At 62.7% G+C, this 23,293-nt stretch carries 24 protein-coding genes and 2 pseudogenes; 18 read left to right on the top strand and 8 right to left on the bottom strand.

From position 1 onward, the window contains the following. Positions 1-105: 105 nt before the first annotated feature. The 4 genes from pgeF to AC0L15_RS00890 all read left to right on the top strand — a co-directional run bounded on the left by pgeF (position 106) and on the right by AC0L15_RS00890 (position 3,838). Positions 106-900, top strand: coding sequence for a peptidoglycan editing factor PgeF (pgeF, locus tag AC0L15_RS00905; protein ID WP_287246391.1), 795 nt, complete (start codon positions 106-108; stop codon positions 898-900). Beyond that, positions 900-2,051, top strand: coding sequence for a M24 family metallopeptidase (locus AC0L15_RS00900; RefSeq protein ID WP_287246390.1), 1,152 nt, complete (start codon positions 900-902; stop codon positions 2,049-2,051). Before pgeF ends, AC0L15_RS00900 begins: the two co-directional genes overlap by 1 nt. A gap of 54 nt (positions 2,052-2,105) precedes the next feature. Continuing rightward, positions 2,106-2,735, top strand: coding sequence for a hypothetical protein (locus AC0L15_RS00895; protein WP_023799889.1), 630 nt, complete (start codon positions 2,106-2,108; stop codon positions 2,733-2,735). A gap of 167 nt (positions 2,736-2,902) precedes the next feature. Further along, positions 2,903-3,838 (top strand): ribose-phosphate pyrophosphokinase, encoded by a 936-nt coding sequence (locus AC0L15_RS00890; protein WP_023799890.1) that lies wholly within the window; start codon positions 2,903-2,905, stop codon positions 3,836-3,838. A gap of 95 nt (positions 3,839-3,933) precedes the next feature. Here AC0L15_RS00890 and AC0L15_RS00885 read toward each other — a convergent pair whose 3' ends face one another. Further along, entirely contained in the window at positions 3,934-4,800 is an 867-nt protein-coding gene (locus AC0L15_RS00885) for an AraC family transcriptional regulator (protein ID WP_023799891.1), read from the bottom strand. A gap of 130 nt (positions 4,801-4,930) precedes the next feature. Between AC0L15_RS00885 and AC0L15_RS00880 the strand changes: the two genes are divergently transcribed. Then, the gene (locus AC0L15_RS00880) at positions 4,931-6,181 is read left to right on the top strand and encodes an MFS transporter (RefSeq protein ID WP_287246388.1); all 1,251 of its coding nucleotides are present in this window, start codon (positions 4,931-4,933) and stop codon (positions 6,179-6,181) included. Positions 6,182-6,224: 43 nt separating this feature from the next. Here the strand turns inward: AC0L15_RS00880 and AC0L15_RS00875 are convergent, their stop codons facing one another. After that, entirely contained in the window at positions 6,225-6,902 is a 678-nt protein-coding gene (locus tag AC0L15_RS00875; RefSeq protein ID WP_473495808.1) for an ArsR/SmtB family transcription factor, read from the bottom strand. 101 nt (positions 6,903-7,003) lie between these two features. On the opposite strand from AC0L15_RS00875, the gene AC0L15_RS00870 reads away from it, so the two are divergent. From AC0L15_RS00870 to AC0L15_RS00840, 7 genes are all read left to right on the top strand, one after another. Beyond that, positions 7,004-7,507 carry a DUF2938 domain-containing protein gene (locus AC0L15_RS00870; protein ID WP_287246386.1) on the top strand — a complete coding sequence of 168 codons (504 nt, stop codon included), beginning with the start codon at positions 7,004-7,006 and terminating at the stop codon, positions 7,505-7,507. Positions 7,508-7,824: 317 nt separating this feature from the next. Next, complete coding sequence (locus tag AC0L15_RS00865; protein ID WP_287246385.1) at positions 7,825-8,466, top strand: 50S ribosomal protein L25/general stress protein Ctc; 642 nt, start codon at positions 7,825-7,827, stop codon at positions 8,464-8,466. Between the two features lie 22 nt (positions 8,467-8,488). Further along, positions 8,489-9,214, top strand: coding sequence for an aminoacyl-tRNA hydrolase (gene pth, locus AC0L15_RS00860; RefSeq protein ID WP_128186612.1), 726 nt, complete (start codon positions 8,489-8,491; stop codon positions 9,212-9,214). Positions 9,215-9,311: 97 nt separating this feature from the next. Next, positions 9,312-10,415, top strand: a complete 1,104-nt coding sequence (ychF, locus tag AC0L15_RS00855) for a redox-regulated ATPase YchF (protein ID WP_287246384.1) — start codon at positions 9,312-9,314, stop codon at positions 10,413-10,415. Between the two features lie 316 nt (positions 10,416-10,731). Beyond that, positions 10,732-11,706, top strand: a complete 975-nt coding sequence (gene corA, locus AC0L15_RS00850) for a magnesium/cobalt transporter CorA (RefSeq protein ID WP_287246383.1) — start codon at positions 10,732-10,734, stop codon at positions 11,704-11,706. A gap of 125 nt (positions 11,707-11,831) precedes the next feature. After that, a complete protein-coding gene (locus AC0L15_RS00845; protein ID WP_287246382.1) occupies positions 11,832-12,311 on the top strand; it encodes a MaoC family dehydratase in 480 nt (159 codons plus the stop codon). Beyond that, positions 12,308-12,778, top strand: a complete 471-nt coding sequence (locus AC0L15_RS00840) for a MaoC family dehydratase (RefSeq protein WP_287246381.1) — start codon at positions 12,308-12,310, stop codon at positions 12,776-12,778. The genes AC0L15_RS00845 and AC0L15_RS00840 overlap by 4 nt, the downstream gene beginning before the upstream one ends. 161 nt (positions 12,779-12,939) lie before the next feature. On the opposite strand, the gene AC0L15_RS00835 is transcribed toward AC0L15_RS00840, so the two are convergent. The 4 genes from AC0L15_RS00835 to petA all read right to left on the bottom strand — a co-directional run bounded on the left by AC0L15_RS00835 (position 12,940) and on the right by petA (position 16,555). Next, entirely contained in the window at positions 12,940-13,485 is a 546-nt protein-coding gene (locus AC0L15_RS00835) for an adenine phosphoribosyltransferase (RefSeq protein ID WP_473495807.1), read from the bottom strand. 225 nt (positions 13,486-13,710) lie between these two features. Next, a complete protein-coding gene (locus tag AC0L15_RS00830; protein WP_287137019.1) occupies positions 13,711-14,583 on the bottom strand; it encodes a cytochrome c1 in 873 nt (290 codons plus the stop codon). An 89-nt stretch (positions 14,584-14,672) separates the two neighbouring features. Then, positions 14,673-15,977, bottom strand: a complete 1,305-nt coding sequence (locus AC0L15_RS00825) for a cytochrome b (RefSeq protein WP_473495806.1) — start codon at positions 15,975-15,977, stop codon at positions 14,673-14,675. Between the two features lie 17 nt (positions 15,978-15,994). Then, a complete protein-coding gene (gene petA / locus AC0L15_RS00820) occupies positions 15,995-16,555 on the bottom strand; it encodes a ubiquinol-cytochrome c reductase iron-sulfur subunit (protein ID WP_027151039.1) in 561 nt (186 codons plus the stop codon). A gap of 346 nt (positions 16,556-16,901) precedes the next feature. Between petA and AC0L15_RS00815 the strand changes: the two are divergent. From AC0L15_RS00815 to AC0L15_RS00790, 6 genes and pseudogenes are all read left to right on the top strand, one after another. Further along, a pseudogene (locus AC0L15_RS00815) lies at positions 16,902-17,537 on the top strand (DUF2189 domain-containing protein); the annotation flags it as partial. Positions 17,538-17,902: 365 nt separating this feature from the next. After that, complete coding sequence (locus tag AC0L15_RS00810) at positions 17,903-18,511, top strand: P-type ATPase actuator domain-containing protein (protein WP_287246379.1); 609 nt, start codon at positions 17,903-17,905, stop codon at positions 18,509-18,511. Then, positions 18,450-19,307 carry an HAD-IC family P-type ATPase gene (locus tag AC0L15_RS00805; protein WP_287246378.1) on the top strand — a complete coding sequence of 286 codons (858 nt, stop codon included), beginning with the start codon at positions 18,450-18,452 and terminating at the stop codon, positions 19,305-19,307. The genes AC0L15_RS00810 and AC0L15_RS00805 overlap by 62 nt, the downstream gene beginning before the upstream one ends. Positions 19,308-19,486: 179 nt before the next feature. Further along, positions 19,487-19,600, top strand: a pseudogene (ccoS, locus tag AC0L15_RS00800) (cbb3-type cytochrome oxidase assembly protein CcoS); the annotation flags it as partial. Between the two features lie 402 nt (positions 19,601-20,002). Beyond that, on the top strand, positions 20,003-20,557 hold the full coding sequence (locus AC0L15_RS00795) for a hypothetical protein (RefSeq protein WP_287064213.1): 555 nt from the start codon (positions 20,003-20,005) through the stop codon (positions 20,555-20,557). Next, on the top strand, positions 20,554-21,789 hold the full coding sequence (locus AC0L15_RS00790) for an HlyD family secretion protein (RefSeq protein ID WP_287246377.1): 1,236 nt from the start codon (positions 20,554-20,556) through the stop codon (positions 21,787-21,789). Before AC0L15_RS00795 ends, AC0L15_RS00790 begins: the two co-directional genes overlap by 4 nt. A gap of 145 nt (positions 21,790-21,934) precedes the next feature. On the opposite strand, the gene AC0L15_RS00785 is transcribed toward AC0L15_RS00790, so the two are convergent. Next, the gene (locus AC0L15_RS00785; protein ID WP_287246376.1) at positions 21,935-22,288 is read right to left on the bottom strand and encodes a hypothetical protein; all 354 of its coding nucleotides are present in this window, start codon (positions 22,286-22,288) and stop codon (positions 21,935-21,937) included. A 147-nt stretch (positions 22,289-22,435) separates the two neighbouring features. After that, a complete protein-coding gene (locus AC0L15_RS00780) occupies positions 22,436-23,272 on the bottom strand; it encodes a universal stress protein (protein ID WP_473495805.1) in 837 nt (278 codons plus the stop codon). Positions 23,273-23,293 lie beyond the last annotated feature (21 nt).

Genomic DNA, 23,293 nt, shown 5'->3' with positions numbered 1-23,293 from the left:
ACTGCCGCCTCTCCCACTCTCCCGCCTTCCGACTGTCGCCGTTGGACTGTCGCCATCTTTCGACTGTCGCTTGACGAAATCGCTCTCACGGACAACAACGCAGCCATGCTGAATCAGACCAAACCGGATCCCGTTCGGTCGCCCTTGCTGGAGAAAGCGCGGGCGCAAGGCATTCGCCACGGCTATTTCACCCGCGTCGGCGGCGTCTCCAGCGGCATCTATCAGGGCCTCAACATCGGCACCGGCTCGAGCGACGACCAGACGCAGGTCGCCGAGAACCGCCGCCGCGTCGCCGACTGGATGGGCGTGCCATCAAGCCGTCTGTTGACCGCCCACCAGATCCATTCGCCCGATGTCGTCATCGCAAGGGAGCCCTTTCCCGGCGAGCGGCCGAAGGCCGACGCCGTCGTCACCGACCGGCCGGGGATTGCGGTGGGCGCCTCGACGGCCGATTGCGGACCGGTGCTGTTCGCCGATGCCGAGGCGCGAATCGTCGGCGCAGCCCATGCCGGCTGGAAGGGCGCCTTGTCAGGCGTGCTGGAAAACACCATTGCGGCGATGGAAAGCCTCGGCGCCCGGCGCGAGCGCATCGTTGCGGTGCTCGGTCCGTCCATCGGCCCGGAAAACTATGAAGTCGGCCCGGAATTCATCGCTCGTTTCATCGAGGCCGATGCCGACAATATCAGCTATTTCGCGCCATCGGCGAAGCCGGGACATGCAATGTTCGACCTCAACCGCTATACGGTCGATCGGCTGACCCGGGCCGGCGTCACCGCCGATGGGCTCGGCCGCTGCACCTACGCCGAGGAGGATCTGTTCTATTCCTACCGGCGCAGCACCCATCGCAAGGAGCCGGATTACGGGCGGCAGATTTCGGCAATCGTTTTGGAGACAAAATAATGGCGCTGCATTTCGAACGGTCGGAATTTGACGCGCGGCGCGATCGGCTGATGATCGAGATCGCCGAGAAGAAGCTCGATGCCGTCCTTTTGTTTGCGCAGGAGAGCATGTACTGGCTGACCGGCTACGATACGTTCGGCTTCTGCTTCTTCCAGTGCCTGGTGGTGAAGGCGGACGGCTCGATGATCCTGCTCACGCGCTCGGCCGATCTGCGCCAGGCGCGCCACACCTCGATCATCGACAACATCGTGCTGTGGACCGACCGCGACGGCGCCAATCCGGCGATCGACCTGCGCAATTTGCTCAACGACCTCGACCTGCTCGGCGCCCGCATCGGCGTCGAATACGACACCCACGGCCTGACCGCCTACAATGGCCGGCGCCTGGACGAGCAATTGCAGACCTTTGGCCAGATCGCCGACGCGTCCGGCATCATCAGCCGGCTGCGCCTGTTCAAGAGCCCGGCCGAGATCGCCAAGGTGGAAAAGGCCGCAAATCTCGCCGACGACGCTCTGGACGCGGCCCTGCCGCTGATCAAGCAGGGTGGCGACGAAGCCTTGATCCTCGCCGCCATGCAGGGCGCGATCTTTGCCGGCGGCGGCGACTATCCGGCCAACGAGTTCGTCATCGGCTCTGGCGTGGACGCACTGCTTTGCCGATACAAGGCTGGCCGCCGCAAGCTGAGCAAGAACGACCAGTTGACGCTCGAATGGGCCGGCGTCTTCCACCATTACCATGCGGCGATGATGCGCACCGTGCTGACCGGCAAGGTGTCGAAACGTCACCAGGAGCTGTTCGATGCTGCGCGCGCCGCGCTTCTGGCGGTCGAAAAGGCGATGACGCCCGGAAATACCTTCGGCGACGTGTTCGACGCGCATGCCCGCACGCTCGAAACCCACAATTTGACCAAGCACCGGCTCAACGCCTGCGGCTATTCGCTCGGCGCCCGCTTCACCCCATCATGGATGGACATGCCGATGTTCTATCAGGGCAATCCCGAACCGATCGCGCCGAACATGACGCTGTTCGCCCATATGATCATCATGGACTCCGAAACCGAGACGGCAATGACGCTTGGCCGCACCTATCTGACGACTGAATCGCAGCCGAAGCCGCTGTCCCGCCATGATCTCGACTTGATTGTGCAATGAATCCATAATGGTAAGAATGCAAGAGGCGTTCATCGCCAGGGAGTTTTGAGGCAAATGAGGCGATCGCATGCGACGACCGTGTCATTGCTCGCGGCGCTGGCGCTGGCCGCCTGCACCAACGCGAAGGACGTTCTCGAACCCTCGGCCATCGCCCCGCAGTCGACACAGACCGTGCCAACGGCCGGAAGCGGCACGGCTGCAACACCCACCGCACCTGCGACGACCGCGCAGCCTCCCGCAGCAACACAGCCTTCCGCGCCTGCGCAGCCTGCAACCACGACCGCGCCGCCCGCAAAGAGCGCCGCCGTCATCGCACGAACCCGCCTGCAGGTAGCGCCGATCGTCGGCGCCTCGGTGGAAGCCGCGACACCGCTGACCGCGGCGCTTCAGACGCGAGCCAAGCAGCGCGGCATCACCTTGGCAGGCAGCGCCGGCCAGACCCCGACGCACGTGCTGAAAGGCTATTTCTCGACGATGTCGGAAGGCAAGGATACCACCGTCATCTATGTCTGGGACGTCTATGACCCGGCAGGCAACCGGCTGCATCGCATCAACGGCCAGCAGAAGGCGGCCTCGGTCAATGGTGGCGAAGGGTGGGCTGCGGTCGCGCCGGAAACCATGCAGGCGATCGCCGACCAGACGATCGACCAGTTCGCCACATGGCTTGGCGGCCAAGCGGGCTGACCGGCGGGCTGACATGTTGCCGGCTTCCCTCGCCGTCGACGTTTATTGAGATTAGCCCGCGGATTCCCGATCACGACGCTTGCAATACCGGCACGGGCCGCTAAAAGCCCCGACTAAGGGGCTCAAGAGAGTCTGCCAGAGTCTCCATCCTTCACCAGGAACGGTGCATGAAGCTTTTCGCGGGCAATTCCAACAGGGTGCTGGCCGAAGCGGTCGCCCGCTATCTCAACATCCCGCTGGGCAAAGCCAGCGTCAGGCGCTTCGCCGATCAGGAAATCTTCGTTGAGATCCAGGAGAATGTGCGTGGCGAGGATGTCTTCATCCTGCAGTCCACCTCGTTCCCGACCAACGATCACCTGATGGAACTGCTCATCATGATCGATGCCTTCATGCGCTCGTCGGCCAAGCGCATCACCGCGGTCATTCCCTATTTCGGCTATGCAAGGCAAGACCGCCGCGCCTCGGGCCGCACGCCGATCTCGGCCAAGCTGGTCGCCAACATGATCACGCGGGCCGGGGTCGATCGCGTCTTGACGCTGGATCTCCACGCCGGCCAGATCCAGGGCTTTTTCGACATCCCGACCGACAATCTGTTTTCGGTGCCGGTCATGGCCCGCGATGTGAAGGCGAAATACAAGCGGCTTGCCAATGTCATGGTCGTGTCGCCGGATGTCGGCGGCGTGGTCCGCGCCCGCGCTCTCGCCAAGCGCATCGACGCCCAGCTTGCCATCGTCGACAAGCGTCGCGAGCGCCCTGGCGAATCGGAAGTCATGAACGTCATCGGCGACGTGCGCGGCAAGGATTGCCTGCTGATCGACGACATCATCGATTCGGGCGGTACCTTGTGCAATGCGGCCGATGCACTGCTTGCCGCCGGCGCCACCAGCGTCACCGCCTACACCACCCATGGCGTTCTGTCCGGCGGCGCCATCGCCCGCATCGGCGCCTCGAAGCTGCAGGAACTGGTCATCACCGATTCCATCCAGCCGACCCAGGCGGTGCTCGACGCCAGCAACATCCGCGTCGTCTCGATCGCCGACCTGATGGGTGAGGCGATCTCGCGCACGGCGACCGAAGAGTCGGTGTCGAGCCTGTTCGACTGAAATCTGCCCGCGATACAGCGCCGCGCGTCCAGAGACGCGCAAGGACGCTGTAGCACCTTGATTTTGCGCATGATCCTCTCCGAAAAGGTTCGGGGTCATGCGCTAGCGTTCGACACCCTGATGTTGTCCCTAGAGCCGCGCATATAGCCGCGCGGCGATGCCCCCAGCATGCGCTTGAACATGGTGATGAAGGCCGGCACGCTGTCATAGCCGAGATCGAGCGCTACCCTTGTGATCGGCTCGCCGTCGGCCAGCCTCGGCAAGGCCGCGAACAGGCAGGCCTGCTGGCGCCATGTCGACAACGACAATCCGGTCTGGCGATGAAAGGCGCGGGTGAAGGAACGCCGGCTCATGCCGACGATATCGGCCCATTCGTCGATCGTCGCGTGCGGCGAGGGTGCTGCGACGAAGCGCCGGCACAGTGCCGCAAGCCTTGGATCTGATGGAAAAGGCAGGCCGAGCGGCCGTTCCGGCAGGTTCGGGATTTCGTGCAGCAGGAGGCTCATGATCAGCCCGCCGCGCCCCTCAAGCTCGGCACCCTGTGGCAGCTTTTCCGATTCCACGATCAGGCTGTGCATCAGATCGGTGATGCCGACGACGCGTAAGCCATCCGGCAGCCCGGCGATGGCGTCGGGCATCACATAGACCGAGCGCATGCTGACGTCGCCAAGCATCTCGACGGAATGCTCGGTGCCGGCAGGAATCCACATCGCATGATCGGGCGGCACCATCCAGCGCCCATGCCGCGTCGTCACCAGCACGACGCCGACAAGCGCATGCAGCAATTGACTGCGGCTGTGACGGTGCTGCGGCACGTGATAGCCGTCGGGATATTCGGTCGGCAGGGCCACCGCCGGCCCGACAGCCTGCTCCAGCCATTGCCAGCGGCGCAACAGCCCGAGATCGGTGAACTGGCCGAGATCGGTGTCGCCCGCTTTGAGGATTTTGGTGCCATGCGGCATTGGTAATGGCCCACTCGCGAAACTATTGGACCAAACCACGAAAGAAGTCGCCCGGCAAGTAACTTATAAGGCAGCGGGGCCACAAGGGCCGCCGGCGGGAGCGTCCGCTAACAAGACCATGGAGCCTGCGTTGACCGATACGACAGCCACCTCCGCCGCCACGCCGGCGACGGCCAGCCACACTTCGGCGCAAGCGACGGCCTTCACCGTCATCCTTGCGGTGAGCTTCTGCCATTGTGTCAACGACATCATGCAGTCGCTGCTGTCGGCCATCTATCCGCTGCTGAAGGACAATTACCATCTCGATTTCTGGCAGATCGGTCTTTTGACCTTCACCTTCCAAGTGACGGCGTCATTGCTGCAGCCGCTGATCGGCATGGTCACCGACAAGCGGCCGATGCCCTATTCGCTGCCCTATGGCATGGCGTCCTCGCTGATCGGCCTGGTCGTGCTGGCCTATGCCGGACACTATTGGCTGCTGCTGATCGGCGCGTCGCTGATCGGCATCGGCTCGGCGATCTTCCACCCGGAATCCTCGCGCATCGCCCGCTTCGCCTCGGGCGGCAGGTTCGGCCTGGCGCAATCGCTGTTCCAGGTCGGCGGCAATCTCGGCCAGGCCATCGGGCCGCTGCTGGCCGCCTTCATCGTCGTGCCGTTCGGCCAGACCAGCATAGCCTGGTTCGCAGCCGGATCTCTGATCGGCATCGTCGTGCTGTGGCGGGTCGGCGGCTGGTACAGCCGGCTGCGCGCCTCGCTCGCCAACCGCAAGGCGGCAGGCTTCGTCTCGCCCTTCCCGCGCCGCAAGGTGATGGGCGCGCTGGCGGTGCTGACCTTGCTGGTGCTGACAAAAAACGCCTACGTGGCCAGCCTCGCCAGTTACTACACCTTCTACGCCATCGATAAATTCGGCGTTTCGGTGCAGATGTCGCAGGTCATGCTGTTCCTGTTCCTCGGCGCCTCGGCGCTGGGCATCCTGCTCGGCGGCCCGTTCGGCGACCGCTACGGACAGAAGCCGATGATCTGGTTCTCGATCGTCGGCGTGCTGCCGTTTACGCTGGCCCTGCCCTACGCCAATTTCGAATGGACGATGATCCTGACCGTGCTGATCGGCCTGATCCTGTCCTCGGCCTTCTCGAACATCGTCGTCTTCGCCCAGGAACTGGTGCCCGGCCGCGTCGGCATGATCGCCGGCATCTTCTTCGGCTTCGCCTTCGGCATGGGCGGCATCGCCGCCGCCGTGCTCGGCGTCGTCGCCGATATGAAAGGCATCGACTTCGTCTTTCAGATCTGCTCGTATTTGCCGCTGCTCGGGCTGCTGACGGTTTTTTTGCCGAACATGAAGGAGGCGAGGAAGCTCGAAGCTGGAACCACTATCGGGTGAACCTTGAGTTGGCTTGCCCCGGCGACGCCAGCGTCGGCTTCTGTCAGCCGCTTTCGTAGTTCATGCCGTCGACATCAAGGTCTGAGGCCAGCCACTCGGGAAAGCCACCTTCGAACCGGCGTGATGCCCAGCCTCGCGCCCTTAGGATTGCCAGCGCGTCGGCAGAGAGAACGCACTGGACACCACGCCAATAGGCGACGATGACCTTCTCTCGTGGAAGCTCGGCAAGTCGTTCTTCCAGCTCACCCACGGGGATGTTGATCGCACCCGGCAAATGCCCGGCCGCGTATTCCTCTTGCGGCCGGACATCGAGCAGCACGATTTCGTCGTCCCGCATGCGGCGCACCAGTTCCTCGCGCGAGATGTTCTCCAGCCTGTCCGGCCGACTCATTGTGTCATCGATAAGCTCGCGGATTTGCTCGCGCCTGCGGTTCGCAAGGCTGCGCAAGGCCCCAAGCACGTTTTCGATTGGGCCATCGGCCAAACGATAAAGCACGCGTTTCCCGTCTCGCCGGGTCTGCACCAGGCCGGCCCGCTTGAGCTGTTGAAGGTGCTGCGACGTGTTGGCCAACGCGATTCCGGAAAGCTGCGTCAGCTGCTCCACGGCCAGTTCGCCGTCGGCAATATGGCGCAGAAGAACCAGCCGGTGTGCATGCCCCAGCGTGCGGGCGAGATCGGCTATCTCGTCAAAGATCGGATGATGGACATCTGCGTTTTTCATACTGCAGGGCTATCATGAATCAATCAATTAATCAATTAATCAATACATTGAATGAATGATCTAATTCGGCTAGTGTCGGGCGCCAAGACAGGAGCAAAACCATGAACGAGCAGTTGGAGTTCGTTGTCCGCGCAGCCGCGATCGGAACGGCGGCGACGGCGGTGATAGATCATTGGGGATTGTTTCTGAAACGAGCGTTCGCGATTCCGCCGCTTGATTATGCATGGGTCGGCCGCTGGATCGGCCACTTTCCGCGAGGACGTTTCGCGCATGCGAACATCGCGCAGGCTCCCCGAATTCGCGGCGAAACGCCGATTGGATGGGTCGCGCATTACGCGATCGGCATCGTCTTTGCTGCCTTGCTGATGGCAGTATGGGGCCTCGACTGGGCACGACACCTGACATTGCTTCCCGCCCTTGTTGTCGGCATGTCCACTGTCGTCGCCCCGTTCTTCGCAATGCAGCCAGCCTTCGGAGCCGGAATTGCAGCCTCGAAGACGCCCCATCCGAACACTGCGCGTCTGCGCGGCCTCATCACTCACCTGTCCTTCGGGGTCGGGCTGTACGGCGCTGCGTTGCTTTCCGCACACCTGTTCCCGATCTGACACTGGTCGATCGCGGTCGGCTTTCAGGACACAACCCCAAATTTTGAAAATGGAGAGCAAGCACAAATTTAAAAGCTTGACACTGCCGATCCGCCTTTGGCCACCCGCCTTTGGCTTGCACCCCGCCCCACCTTCCGCTATAGAGCCGCCACCCGCGTAGACACCCTTGGAGGCAACGCGGCGGAAGGCTGTCCGGCCTCACGTGATCCCAAAAAGATTTTGGACCAGATCATGTAGGGCCATGACGGCTTTCGACGTTTACGGCCCAGGCATCTCGCCGGCCGCGAACGCTCCAGAACAACGCGAAAGGAAATGTCATGAGCCAAGCTTCTTACGAGCTCAAGGCCGAAGCGCGCGAACAGGTCGGTAAGGGGTCCGCCCGTGCAGTTCGCCGCAACGGTAAAGTGCCTGCAGTAATCTACGGCGACAAGCAGCCTCCCCTGGCGATTGCGCTGACCTACAAGGACATCTACTACAAGATCCATGGCGGCGGGTTCCTGACCACGATCGCCACGATCGATGTCGACGGCAAGAAGATCCAGGTCCTGCCGAAGGACTACCAGCTCGACCCGGTCAAGGATTTTCCGGTCCATGTCGACTTCCTGCGCATCGGCAGGGACACCGAAGTCAATGTCGACGTGCCGGTCCACTTCATCAACGAGGACAAGTCGCCCGGCCTCAAGCGCGGCGGCGTGCTCAACATCGTGCGCCACGAAGTCGAGTTCCACTGCCCGGCCAATGCGATCCCGGAATTCATCACCGTCGATCTCACCGGCACCGATATCGGCGATTCGATCCACATCTCGGCGGTCAAGCTGCCGGCCGGCGTCAAGCCGGTGATCTCCGACCGCGACTTCACCGTCGCGACCATTGCCGGCTCCTCGGCGATGAAGCCGGAGGCTGAAGAGACGGTCGAAGCGGCTGAACCCGAAGCGGCTCCTGCCGACGAAGAGAAGTAATCCTTTCCGCCCGGAGGTGACGATGCTGCTGTTTGCAGGCCTCGGCAATCCGGGCGCGAAATACGCCAACCACCGGCACAATGTCGGCTTCATGGCGGCGGACGCAATCGCCCGCCGCCATTCCTTTTCGCCCTGGTCGAAAAAGTTCCAGGGCCTGATCGCCGAAGGCACGCTTGCCGGCGAAAAAATCATCCTGATCAAGCCGCAGACCTTCATGAACCTGTCCGGCCAGTCGGTCGGCGAAGCCCTGCGCTTTTACAAACTCGACGCTTCGGCGCTGACCGTCCTTTATGACGAGATCGACCTTGCCGCCGGCAAGGTGCGGGTCAAGGTCGGCGGCGGTTCCGGTGGCCACAACGGTATACGCTCGCTCGAGCAGCATGTCGGCAAGGATTTCCGCCGTGTGCGCATTGGCGTCGGCCACCCCGGCGTCAAGGAAATGGTGCATGGCCATGTGCTTGGCGATTTCGCCAAAAGCGACCGCGAGTGGCTGGACGTGCTGCTCGACACCATCGCCGACGCTGCCGGACTGCTTGCCAAGGGCGACGACAATTCCTTCATGAATCGCGTGACGCTGGCATTGCGCGACAAGCTCACACCGACGGGCGACGACGACCGCCCGCCACCCAAGGCGCCGAAAGCACAAAGCCACGTTCGCCAGGCGCGGCCGCAGCAGCCGGCGGCCAAGCTGCCCGAAACGGGCCCGATGGCCGCCATGCTGAAGAAGCTGTTTGGCGGCAAGGGTTGAGCCTGGCCACGGATCGGGGCTGCAGGGCTTGACGTTCGTCACCCGTTTCGCCCATAGCCCTCATCAAATTTCGATTTCCCGATAGGACCGGATAAAAATGGGTTTCAAATGTGGCATCGTTGGCTTGCCCAACGTCGGCAAGTCGACGCTTTTCAACGCGCTGACCAGGACGGCGGCGGCGCAGGCTGCCAACTATCCGTTCTGCACCATTGAACCGAACACCGGCGAAGTCGCGGTGCCCGACCCGCGCCTGCAAAAAATCGCGGCGATCGGCAAGTCGAAGGAGATCATCCCGACCCGCATCTCGTTCGTCGACATCGCCGGCCTGGTGCGCGGCGCCTCGAAAGGCGAAGGGCTGGGCAACCAGTTCCTGGCCAATATCCGCGAGGTCGACGCCATCGTCCATGTGCTGCGCTGCTTCGAGGATGACGACATCACCCATGTCGAGGGCCGCATCGATCCCGTCGCCGACGCCGAGACCGTCGAGACCGAGCTGATGCTCGCCGACCTCGACAGCCTCGAGCGCCGCATCGTGCAGTTCCGCAAGCGCGCTTCCGGCAAGGACAAGGAGGCGCTGACCGTGCTTCCGATGATGGAAGCCGCCCTTGAGCTCCTGCAGGCCGGCAAGCCGGCCCGCATCCTGCTCAAGAACATCTCTGCGGAGGATCTGCGCATCCTGCAGGGGCTGAACCTGCTGACATCGCACCCCGTGCTCTATGTCTGCAATGTCGCCGAGGCCGATGCTGCCACCGGCAACGCGTACACCAAAGCGGTCGAACGGATGGCTGCCGCGCAAGGCGCCCGCACCGTGGTGATTTCGGCGGCGATCGAAGCCGAGGTCGCGCAGCTCAGCGACGAAGAGGAAATGGAATTTTTGGCGACCCTGGGCCTCGACGAACCCGGCCTGAACAAGGTGATCCGCGCCGGCTACGAGCTGCTGCAGCTCATCACCTATTTCACCGTCGGGCCGAAGGAGACGCGCGCCTGGACCGTGCACAAGGGCGCCAAGGCGCCGCAGGCTGCAGGCGTCATCCACACCGATTTCGAGCGCGGCTTCATCCGCGCCCAGACCATCGCCTACAACGATTTCGTCACGCTGGGCGGCGAAGTGGCGGCCAAGGAAGCCGGCAAGGCGCGCGACGAAGGCAAGGAGTATGTCGTCCAGGACGGCGACATCATGCTGTTCAAGTTCAACACCTGAGCCGACCGACGGCGCATTCTTCCTTCTCCCCTTTTTGGGAGAAGGTGGATTGGCGCGCAGCACCAAGACGGTTGAGTGCTTGCCGGGGCGCTGTTGGTGCCAAGCTGGAACACCCCTCATCCGACCTCGCTTCGCGAGGCCACCTTCTCCCACAAGGGGAGAAGGAAGAGCCTCTCCGGCGCGGCTTGACTGCCCGCAAGGCGCGGTCTAAGGGGCGTCTGCACCCGGCCCCTGCTTTCGTCGAAAGCGCCTGTCCCGTGCAATCCGCAACGACGCTCGAACCCATCCTTTTGGCCTCAGCAAGGGAGACCCGGCGATGATCAAGGCATTCGTCGTCGACAATGATCGCCTGCGCCTTGCCGACGATCTCCTGGCAAACAGCGACCAGGTCGTCTGGGCCGACCTTGTGAGCCCGACAAAGGAAGAGGAAGCGGCCATCGAGGCCTGGCTCGGCGTTGCCATTCCGACGCGCGAGGAGATGGAGGAGATCGAGATTTCGAGCCGCCTCTATGTCGAGGACGGCGCCTATTTCATGACCGCCATTCTGCCGGCCCAGACCGAGGCCGACGATCCCCTGATGTCGCCGGTCACCTTCGTGCTGGCCGGCAACAGGCTGATCACCGTGCGCTACCACGAACCGAAGGCCTTCAAGACGTTTCCGCAGCGTGCCGAGAAGGTGGCGACCGGCTGCACCAGCGGCGACACCGTCCTGATCGGCCTGCTGGAGGCTATCGTCGACCGCCTCGCCGACATTCTGGAGCGCGCCGGCCGCGACATCGAGGCGATCTCGCGCGACATCTTCCAGCCAAGCTCGACCAAGGCGTCGAAGCGCAATCGCGATTTTCAGGAATTGCTGAAGGCGATCGGCCGCAAGGAGGACATCGCCTCCTCGATCCGCGACAGCCTGATCTCGCTGCAGCGGCTCGCCGGCTTCCTCACCCACGCCTCGACCCAGACCAAGATGAGCAAGGACATCCGCGCCCGCATCAAGACCTTGTCGCGCGATGTGCTGTCGCTCGCCGACCACGCCACCTTCCTGTCGCAGAAGATCAACTTCCTGCTCGACGCTACGCTCGGCATGATCTCGATCGAGCAGAACGCCATCATCAAGATCTTCTCCGTCGCCGCGGTCATCTTCCTGCCGCCGACGCTGGTCGCCTCGATCTACGGCATGAATTTCAATGTCATGCCCGAACTGACCTGGAGCTTAGGCTATCCTTTCGCCATCGGCTTGATGATCCTCTCGGCGATCCTGCCCTTCTGGTATTTCCGCCGCCGCGGCTGGCTGTAGAGGCTTCGGAGCTTCCATTGCCTTGGGCGTGATGGCCTGGCGCACCAGAAATGACTTGACCGCCCCGCCTGCATCCGGGAAACCGATCCGTGGCGATCGTACAATCTTGAACCGGATTCCAGACCATGACCGGAAAGAACGCAAAGACTTGGGCCTATGAGGATTTCGTCGAGGGCGCCTCGCTCGACCTCGGCACGAAGCTGGTGAGTGCGGCCGAAATCATCGAATTCGCGCAGGAGTTCGACGCGCAGCCGATGCATCTCGACGAGGCGGCGGGCAGGGCCAGCATCCTTGGCGGGCTGGCGGCCTCCGGCTGGCACACCTGTGCGATGTTCATGCGCATGCTGTGCGACGCCTTCCTGCTGGATTCGACCTCGCAAGGCGCCCCTGGTGTCGACCAGGTCCGGTGGAAGAGGCCGGTGCTGGCCGGCGACATCTTGACCGGCAGCACCACCGTCCTTGCCAAGCGTCTGTCCAGGTCCAAGCCGCAGCTCGGTCTCGTCACTTTGCGCAGCGAGCTTTTCAACCAGCGTGGCGAAGGCGTCTTCGAACTCGAGAACACGGTCATGTTCCTCGCCCGTGATGCCGCACAGGACCGCTCATGACATTGGACGAGTTCTTCTGCATCGGCGTCACCGTCACCCTCGGCTCGCACAGGTTCGAACCCGAGGCGATCAAGGCGTTCGCCAGGAAATACGATCCGCAGATATTCCATCTCGACGAAGAGGCGGCGAAGAACAGCGTGTTCGGCGGCCTGTGCGCCTCCGGCTGGCACACAGCTGCAACCTGGATGAAGCTGAACCTCGAGACCGGCGTGGAGGCCGAGGGCGCCCGCTGGGCCGGCGCTGGGCCCGCCCCCGAGTTCGGCCCCTCGCCCGGTTTCAAGAACCTCAAATGGCTAAAACCGGTCTATGCCGGAGAAACCGTGACCTTCACCCGCACCGCGCTTGCCCACCGCCCCATCGCATCGCGGCCGGGCTGGCGAGTGCTGACGCTGCGCTCGGAAGCTTTCGATTCGACCGGCGACAAGGTCATCGAGTTCGAAAGCGCCGTGCTGGTGAAGGCGGAATAGTTTCTTCCTTCTCCCCTTGTGGGAGAAGGTCGATCGGCGCGTAGCGCCGAGACGGATGAGGGGTGCTCCAGCTTGGCACTGCGGCACTCCGTGCAGCACCCCTCGTCCGACCTCGCTTCGCGAGGCCACCTTCTCCCACAAGGGGAGAAGGAAAAAGCACTTCAATGCCCTTGGAACCCGATCAGCGTCCTGACCGGCACGCCGAGCGCCTCGAGCTTCTCGCGACCACCGAGGTCCGGCAGGTCGATGACGAAGCAGGCGGCGAGGATGTCGGCGCCGATCTGCCGCAGCAGCTTGACCGCTGCCTCTGCCGTGCCGCCGGTGGCGATCAAATCGTCGACGAGGATCACCTTCTCACCCGGAGACACGCCATCCCTGTGCATCTCCATCTCGTCCAGCCCGTATTCGAGGCTGTAGGCGACGCGCACCGTCTCGTAAGGCAGCTTGCCCTTCTTGCGGATCGGCACGAAGCCGGCCGAGAGCTGGTGGGCGACGGCGCCGCCAAGGATGAAACCGCGCGCCTCGATGCCGGCGATCTTGTCGACCTTCTGGCCGGCATACGGATGCACCAGTTCGTCGATGGCGCGGCGGAATGCGCGCGCATTGCTTAGCAGCGTGGTGATGTCGCGAAACAGGATGCCCGGCTTGGGATAGTCCGGAATGGTGCGGATCGCGGCAACCAGCGTGTCTTCGAGCGAAGGTTTCATGGGGCGGCTCTCCGGGCGTTCGTCCGACTTGAAGACGTGAGGGGAATTTTGGCCGATCGTAACCCGGCGCGGCCGGCGACGGCTACCGCGATGTGGCAGCTGGAAGAAAATTGTCCGGCAAAGGACTGGAGCCGGCGGCCTTCGGAGGCGGTCTTCGGAGGCAGTCCTTAGACATGCAAAAAGGGCGCCCTTCGACGCCCTTTCGATCTCGTGGTTTTCCTTAGCTCAGTGCGCCACGCCAGCCCACACCTTGCGCTTGGTCAGATAGACCAGCGCGCCGAACAGCAACAGGAAAACCAGCACGCGAAAGCCGGTCTTCTTGCGGGCTTCCAGATGCGGCTCGGCCGCCCACATCAGGAAGGCCGACACGTCGCGGGAATACTGGTCGACCGTCTGCGGCGAGCCGTCGTCATAGGTCACCTGATCGTCGGAAAGCGGGTTGGGCATCTTCAGCGAGACGCCGGCTATGAAGTACGGATTGTAGTGGGTGCCTTCCGGTATCTCCATGCCCGCCGGCGGCTGCTCATCATAGCCGGTCAGCAGCGAGTGGATGTAGTCGGGACCGCCCTGGGCGTATTGCGTGAAGATGTCGAAGACGAAACGCGGAAAACCGCGCGTGACGCCGCGCGCCTTGGCCAGCAGCGACATGTCGGGCGGCGCAGCCCCGCCATTGGCGGCCGCTGCTGCCTGATCGTTGGGGAACGGCGCTGGGAAATGGTCGGACGGTATGCCGGGACGCTCGAACATGTCGCCGGCATCGTTGGGACCGTCGTTGATCGTGTACTCGGCGGCCAGCGCCTTGACCTGCGCCTCTGAATAGCCAAGATCTTCCAGCGTGCGAAACGCCACCAATTTCATCGAATGGCAGGTGGCGCAAACTTCCTTGAAGACCTTCAGCCCGCGCTGCAACTGCGCCTTGTCGTAGGTGCCGAAAGGCCCGGCGAAGCTCCAGTCCATCTCCTTCGGCTGGTGTATCGGGAAATGCGTCGGCGCGGCTTCGCTGTGCGCCTCCTCCTGGGCGATCGCCCCGGTGGTCGCGGCCGCGGTGCCTGCCAGCACAAGGCCGAGCAGCGCCAGCGAGGTGAGAATCGTCTTCATACCAAATCCCCTTGAGATTCTCTGGCGCGCTGTCGTCGTCTCGAGCATGATCTTGTCCGAAAACCGGTCTCCACTTTTCGGGGTCATGCTCAGCCCTTGGTTTCCGGCGCGGCTGTCGCGCGAGCCGGATGCCCGCCACCGCCACCCTTGCTCTTCTCGAGAACTGCCTCGGTGATCGAGTTCGGCAATCGCCGCGGCTTCTCGACCAGGCCCAGCACCGGCAGCACGACCAGGAAGAAGGCGAAGTAGAACAATGTCGCCATCTGCGCCATGAAGACATAGCTGCCCTCGGCCGGCTGCGAGCCCAGCCAACCAAGCAGGACGGCATCAATCACGAACAGCCAGAAGAACAGCTTGTACCAGGGCCGGTAGACCGCCGAGCGCACCTTCGAGGTGTCGAGCCACGGCACCAGGAACAGCATGGCGATGGAGCCGAACATCGCGAGCACGCCACCGAGCTTGGAGTTGATCGGCCCGATATTGAAGGTGATGGCGCGCAGGATCGCGTAGAACGGCAGGAAGTACCATTCCGGCACGATGTGGGCCGGCGTCTTCAGCGGGTCGGCGACGACGTAGTTGTCCGGATGGCCGAGAAAGTTCGGCAGGTAGAAGACGAAATAGGCGAAGATGAACAGGAACACCAGCATCCCGAACGCGTCCTTGATGGTCGCGTAAGGGGTGAAGGCGACGGTATCGGTCTTCGATTTGACCTCGATGCCGGTCGGGTTCGACTGGCCGACCACATGCAGCGCCCATATATGCAGCACGACGACGCCGGCGATCATGAACGGCAGCAGATAGTGCAGTGAAAAGAAGCGGTTCAGCGTCGGGTTGTCGACGGCGAAGCCGCCGAGCAGAAGCTGCTGGATCCATTCGCCGACCAGCGGGATGGCGGTGAAGAAGCCGGTGATGACGGTCGCGCCCCAGAACGACATCTGTCCCCAGGGCAGCACATAGCCCATGAAGCCTGTCGCCATCATCAGGAGATAGATGATGCAGCCGAGGATCCACAGAAGCTCGCGCGGCGCCTTGTAGGAGCCGTAATAGAGGCCGCGGAAGATGTGGATGTAGACGGCGACGAAGAAGAACGACGCGCCGTTCGAATGCAGATAGCGCAACAGCCAGCCCGAATTCACGTCGCGCATGATCTTCTCGACCGAATCGAAGGCGAGACTGCTGTCCGCCGCGTAGTGCATGGCCAGCACGATGCCGGTCAGCATCTGCGCCCCCAGCATGAGCGCCAGGATACCGCCGAAGGTCCACGCATAATTGAGGTTGCGCGGCACCGGATAGGCGACGAAGCTGTCATAGACCAGCCGCGGCAGCGGCATGCGGGCGTCGACCCAGCGTCCGATACCGGTCTTGGGCGTATAGGTCGAGTGTCCCTCGCTCATCGAAATGTCCCCTCGCCTCAGCCGATACGGATCTTGGTGTCGGAAATGAACTGGAATACCGGCACCGACATGTTCTCCGGCGCCGGTCCGCCGCGGACGCGGCCGGCGGTGTCGTATGTCGAACCGTGGCACGGGCAGAACCAGCCGCCGAACTCGCCTTCCTGGCCGAGCGGAATGCAGCCGAGATGGGTGCAGACCTGGACCATCACCATCCAGGCCTCCTTGCCCGGCATGGTGCGGTTGGCGTCGGTCGCCGGCGCATCGGCCGGCAGATTGGCGTTGCGAGCGAGCGGATCCTTGAGCTCGGCCAGATTGACCGCCTCGCCGTCCTTCATCTCTTGTTCGGTGCGGTTGCGCACCACCACCGGCTTGCCGCGCCATTTCACGACAAGCGACGTTCCCGGAGTCAGCGAGGAGACGTCGACCTCTACCGAGGCCAGCGCCAGCGTCGAGGCATCCGGGCGCATCTGGTCGATAAACGGCCAGGCGACGGCACCCGCGCCGACCACCGCGGCCATGCCCGTGGCGACGTAGAGAAAATCACGACGGTTGGGATCCTGGATGTCGGTTGCGCTCACGGGTGCCTGATCCTTTCGCCTCTTCCGTGCCGGTGGCCGAGGCTGTTCCCCGCTCTTTCACGCCAACCCGACAGCGCATGGCGAACAGGCTAGCGAATTCCTCCGGCAATTGGCCTTCGGTTTATGCGTGAAGCCCGTTTTTGTCCAGACGGGTGAAGGCACAAGGGCAGATTGTCGCGGGGACGCAATTCGACGGCGGACGGCGTGGCGACGGGCACATGTCGAACACGGCGAAAACGAGCGAAATCAACCCGCGAAGCAGCGCCGGCGTTTGTCTCGACAGGAGAGGAGGAGTGAGACGAGCGAGACCGACAAGTCGTATTGGCTACTCAGCGAGACCTCGGGCATTGGCGAAACGCGCGACCGGCGCCTCGACCGGGGACTGCCGCTTTTCGAGGGACTCCGCTGGCTCTCTGCGGGCTGGCGGGATTTCTGGATCCGGCCCGCGTCGAGCCTGGCCTATGGGATTGTCGTCTTTCTCCTGTCCGTCGCCTTCGTTTGGACGCTTGTCGGATTCGGTCGTGACTACATTCTGTTTCCGGCGCTTGCCGGGTTCATGATCGTGGCCCCCTTTTTGGCGCTAGGCCTGTATGAAAAGAGCCGGGCAATAGAGGAAGGACGCGCCATCGGCCTCGCCTAGATGCTCCTGGTGCGCCCCACCGGCGGCGCACAGGTCTTCTTCACGGGCCTACTACTGTGTTTGCTCCTGCTTCTGTGGACGCGTGCGGTGGTGCTCCTCTGGGCGCTCTTCTTCGGCGTGACGCCCTTTCCCGGATTCGACCGCATAGTCGGAGTGCTCTTCGGCACCGCATATGGGTGGGTGATGATTGCTATCGGGACGGCGATAGGAGGCCTCTTCGCGGCCTTCGCTTTCGCCATCAGCGTCTTTGCAGTGCCGATGCTGCTCGACCGGCGCGTGGACGCGCTGACGGCTATGGCTATCAGTGCGAAACTGGTGTGGAACAACCTTCCGCCGATGCTGGCCGATGCCGAGTTGTCGCGGCTGCTGCGGGCCACAGCCGTGGCGGGATTCGCCGCCATGAACATCATGTTGCTGTCGGTGTCCGTCTGGTCTGGCGCAGATCAGGGAACTCGAAATGCATTTCACTTGATCTCGGCGCTGCTGGCCGTCCCCACCGTCTCCTATTCCGGACGGATATTCTTCGTTTCGGCGTGGAATTTGGCGATGAAGTGCACCGCCGGCATGGACTTTCCCATCTCAGTCGGAATCCTGCTGGCTCTGGGTTTGAGCCTCTACGACACGTCTGTCGGAGGACCTCACGCCTATTTCGATGCGGTAACGTCGTTGATCTTCTTTTGCTTGTCGGGCGCACGCTTGACCATGCGATGAGGCGGAAGGCGCGGAACGCCGTCACCGGTCTTGCCCGCTTGATGCCGAGGGGGGCGGCGGTGGTCGGGACGGACGGAAGCCTCGAGTTCCGCGACCTGACAGAAATCGAGCCGGGTGACATGATATTGGTAGCCCCCGGAGAACGCATTCCGGTGGACGGGACGGTTGTCATGGGCGCGGGCAGCCTCGACGTTTCGATGGTGAGCGGTGAGTCCAAGCCCGAACGCGCGCAGCCGGGCAGCGCCGTTCTTTCGGGAGCGTTAAGTCTTGGTGGCGCGCTCACTGTCCGTACCGAGCGGCGTGCACGGGATTCCTTCCTCGCCGACGTGGTCAGGCTGATGGAGGCGGCTGAGCACGGCCGCGCCCGCTATCGTCGCATCGCCGACCGCGCGGCCGCGCTCTATTCCCCTGTCATCCATCTGCTGGCGCTTGCGACTTGCGCCGCCTGGATACTGCTTACCGGCGACTGGCATCGATCGGTTACGATTGCGATTTCCGTCCTCATCATCACCTGCCCCATGCGCGCTCGGCCTTGCCGTGCCGATGGTCCAGGTCGTGGCGGCGCGCCGGCAGTTCGATCTCGGCGTCACCCTCAAGGATGGTAGCGCGCTAGAGCGCCTTGCCGAGACCGACACCGTGGTCTTCGACAAGACGGGCACGCTCACGACGGGCGCCGCCCGCGTCGAACGGCACACGGTAGCTCCGCAAGATGTTGCGGCCGCCGCAGCACTCGCCTCCTTTTCCAGGCACCCGGTGGGGCGCGCGGTGGCCGCGATGACAGTCGCAAGAGTGGCTATCGAAGGGTTCCGCGAAGTTGCCGGGTACGGGATCGAAGGGCGCGTTGGCGAAGCGTTTTACAGGCTAGGAAGGAAGGATTGGGTCTCCGCAAGCGTGGCCAACGTTCCGAGTGAAGCCGCCACGTGGCTTTCGAAAGACGGAAAGCTTGCGGGTTCATTTGCGATTGCCGACGAAATCCGTCCTGGCGCGACGCGTGCCATCCGAAAGCTAGCTGACCTCGGGTTGGCGACAGAGGTGCTGTCCGGCGATCGAGTGGAGGAGGCTTGCAGGGTGGCGGCTGCGTTGGGAATCTCGGAAATCCGCCACGGTGCGCTTCCCGAGGACAAGGTCGAGCGTCTGGAGGAGCTGGCGCGGCCCGGCCGCCGCATCCTTATGGTTGGAGACGGGCTGAACGATGCCCCCGCGCTCGCCACCGCGCATGTCTCAATGGCGCCCTCGTCGGCGGCAGACATCGGGCGGAATGCTGCCGACCTTGTCTTCCTGGGCACGAGCCTGGAGGCCGTACCACATGCCATAAGAGTCGCCCGGAACGCATCCCGGCTGTTGCGGCAGAACCTCGCCCTTGCCTCGCCTACAACGTTCTGGTCGTGCCCCTCGCTGTGATGGGCCATGTTACGCCCCTTATGGCCGCTGTCGCCATGTCGACGTCATCGATTCTCGTGGTCGGCAACGCATTGCGCCTTCCGGGAAAGCCTCCGCCCGCAGGATCTCCGGCTCTTCGCAGGCTCGACTTGGCGGAGGCGGCATGAACTATCTCGTCTGGCTTTCCAATTGCCTTGGGCATGGGCGTCGCGGGTCTCGCGGCGTTCCTGTGGTCGATGCGCAGCGGCCAATATGAAGATCTCGACGGAGCCGCCGAAAGGGTGCTGGTTTCAGACGCCGCGGACGTTCCCCTTCGTCAGTATGGATGGAAAAGCGAGGCGGCCGCTCATGAGGCTCGCCCCAAGGGCGGGAAGGCGCCGACCGCCGACGGCGTTTTCTCAAGGAGCAGAACGGACGGAAGGGTTTAACAATGTCTCAAGCTGGTGACAGGCCGTACGACTGGGTGGCGGCGTTGGCTTTCTACTCGGGAGCCGCCGTGCTTGTCCCAAGCCTCGCCGCCTTGGTCGTTAGCCTTCTGGCGGTTGCCTTGGCATTGCTATAGCAACGAGATGGCTGTCCTGCGTAGGGCGGCGGCTCCGAGACTGCTGGCCTCTTCAGTTGCATTCGGATGCGGACGGAGTATCCTTAAGTTTGGGCGCGTTGCTGCGCCTAGTGCTCGGGCGTCCTCGCACGAGCGAAATTGGGGAGTGGCAGGCATGTCCGAGGCAATGCATTCGGCGGCGCCGCATCATCTTCCGCCTTTCATAACGGCCCCCGGCGAGACCGATGTGTTGTTCACGGGGTCGGTCATCTTCCTTGTGCTGGCCGTGATGGGGATTGGAAGTTTGTACTTCTGGCTCCATTCCTTGCCGGAGCGCATGTCCCACGGCGGCAGTCAGATCCAGTTCCAGCTTGTGGCGGTGCTGTCGCTGCTGGCGTTGTTCACCCACATCCATGCGTTCTGGATTGCCGCGCTGTTTCTGGCGCTCGTCCCCGTGCCCGACTTCTGGACGCCCCTGGCCAGCATGGCCGACTCGCTCGCCAGGATGGCGACGGGGCGGTTTCGATCCCCCGCCGCCGAGGCGCCGTCTGAGCCGGCTCCCGAGGTGCTTGCCAACTATACGCCGGTCAAAGTGGAGGCCGTACCTCCTCCGACCCCCTTGGAGAAAGCCCGAAGCGACCCCCGCGACGAAATCGCCAAGACGCATGCGCCGGAGCCGTCCGACCGCCATCAGCGCCAGCCGGTGTCGGTGGGAGGTCATGAACGATGATCGAAGTTCTGCTTTGTTCGGTCCTGACCGTCCTGCCCGATTTTCTCGTCCGCCGCTTCGTACAGGGAAAGAGGATTGGTCACGAGATCACGCTCTATTCTGTATGGTATGAGCTGCGATACGGAATAACGGCGTGCATAGCTCTGACAGTGATTCTGCTGACGCTCATTCTCTACTATCATCCGTCGACGTCGAGTGCGATTTCGTTCTTTCGCACCATTCCCATCCTCCCCGAAGGCTCCGGCCGCGTCGAGGAAGTCTATGTGGGCATAAGGGACAAGGTCGAGGCTGGCGAGCGCATCTTCAGGCTTGACAGCTCGGAGCAGGAAGCGGCGCTCGAGACCGCGCGACGGCGCATATCGGAGATAGACGCGGCGCTCGAATTGGCAAAAACCGAGCTGGTAGGGGCCGACGCCCGCATTCAGGAAGCGCAAAGCTCGTACAAGCAGGCCTTGGACGAACTCGAAACCAAGACCGAACTTCAACGGCGAAACGCCAGCACGGTCGCGCAGCGCGAGATCGAAAAGCTCGCCAACATAGTGGAAGGGCGGCAGGCCGCCATTTCCGCCGTCATGGCAAGCAAGCAGTCCGTCGAATCGCAGATTTCGTCCGTGCTGCCGGCGCAGAAGAAAAGCGCCGAGGCGGCGCTTGCCCAGGCCCAGGTCGAACTGGACAAGACGGTCGTCTACGCCGGGGTCGCCGGCACGCTGGAGCAATTCACCCTGCGCAAGGGAGACATCGTCAACCCCTTTATGCGGCCCGCCGGCGTTCTCATACCGGCGGAAGCCGGACGGAAGGCTCTTATAGGGGGCTTCAGCCAGCTCGAAGCCCAGGTCATGAAGGTCGGCATGGTTGCCGAAGCGACTTGTATTTCGATGCCTCTGACGATCATTCCAATGGTGGTCACCGAGGTTCAGGATCTCATCGCGACCGGTCAGGTTCGGGCCTCGGATCAGTTGATCGACGCCCAACAGGTGGTCCGGCCCGGAACGATCACCGTCTTTCTGGAGCCGCTGTTCGCGGGAGGGTTCGATGGCGTGCCTCCAGGCAGCAGTTGCATCGCCAACGCCTACACCAACAATCACGACCGACTTGCCGAGGAAGATTTGGGCACAGCGCACTGGCTGTTCCTGCACGTCATAGATACGGTCGGGCTGGTGCATGCGATCATATTGAGATTCCAGGCGCTCCTTCTTCCGGTGCAAACACTCGTATTTTCGGGCGGGCATTGAGGAACCGACGCGCCGTCGAACATGCGGCCAAAGAAAATACCGTCATGTGCACCAAAGTGCGATCTAAGCTCGCGATGGCCGTTCGTGATTAAATGAACGGGATTTGAACCGACATAACGCGGAGCAACAACGACGTCTCAAGGGATCAATGCGGCAAGTCATACGCTTGGCCTGCCGACCTTAGTTGCTCAAGTGTTTTTCCGGCGCAACTTCCCGACCAATCTCCGCCAACTGGCTCGGCCTTGCCTCGCATGGTGATTGTGCCGGCCTGATTGTCGGGGGTTATATAAACGGCAACCCCGTCTGGACCAATTTTGGACAAGTAGTAAGCACGAACGATGCCGCTTAATTCACAACGCACCAAGAAAGGAAAGTCCTCGAACGATCCCTCTTGGGCATGTGCTTCAGGGCTATACATGCAGGCAAGCGACAATTGCGCAATGACAGCGAAAGCTGCCCCTGTAAACAGCCAACGCGCCTTCCGGCAAATATTTTCCATTGATTACCGTCCCTTGAGCACCCGGTTGCAATTAAGCCCCGACAACCGCACCTGCTCAATAGCGATCGTCAACTCAACTTCATTCATTTGATCCCGACAAGGCAATACGCCATAGCTCCGTTTCGCTCAGTTAAATCACCGACACGATCAATGCGAAAGCATTATCGGCAGCCGGACGTCCGACAGGATGCCTTTCGTAGCCCCACCGAGCACGAAATCCCTCAGTCTGGTGTGACCGAACGCTCCCATGATCATCAGGTCGGCGCCGATTTCGATCGCTCGCTCCTGAAGCGACACCTCGACCGGGCAATCCTCGGATACGAATGGCATGGCCTCGGCTGACAGCCCGCGTAGGTTCAGCCCTTGAGCCATGCGTTGGGCGGCGTCCGTCTCCTGCAGGGACTTCTCGCCCGTCAAGGTGAGCACCGTAATCTTGGAAGCGCGGCGCAACACCTGATGTGCATCCGCCACGGCGCGAGCCGCAACACGGCTGCCGTCCCAGGCAATAGCAACGCTGTGCAGCTTCGTGACAGGCTCGACCTCTGGCAGAAGGATCGTCGGCCTTCCCGACCCGAAGATAATGGCCTGCGCGGTCGTCCTGCTCGTGGGGTTGTTCGCCTCCCAGGCGCAGAGAACGAGATCATAGTAACGCGCTTGAATTGCAGCGGTGTCATTCAGCAAGGGAGCGTTCGACGCGACCGCGCCGGTGGTTGTGTCGACACCTGCCCGTTTCGCTTCCAGCACAACCTTTGCTAGAAACGCTTCGCCGCGATCCCGGCACAGCGCTTCGGCCTCCCGCGTCATTTTGGGGACGTCGACCAGCCTCCGCGACAGCGCATTCGAGATGTTTCGGATCTCTACGTTGATGGCCAACGCATGCAGTTGCGCACCGAGCGCCGCCGCCATCGCGACCGCCCTGGGCACTACCATTTCAGGGTTGGGTTCGGGATAGGTGATAACAGGAAGCAGGGCTATCGTTTTCACTAGGGGCCCCCTTCTGAATGC

It is taken from the genome of Mesorhizobium sp. WSM4846 (genome assembly GCF_055811415.1).
This window is presented reverse-complemented; position numbering and strand designations above follow the sequence as displayed.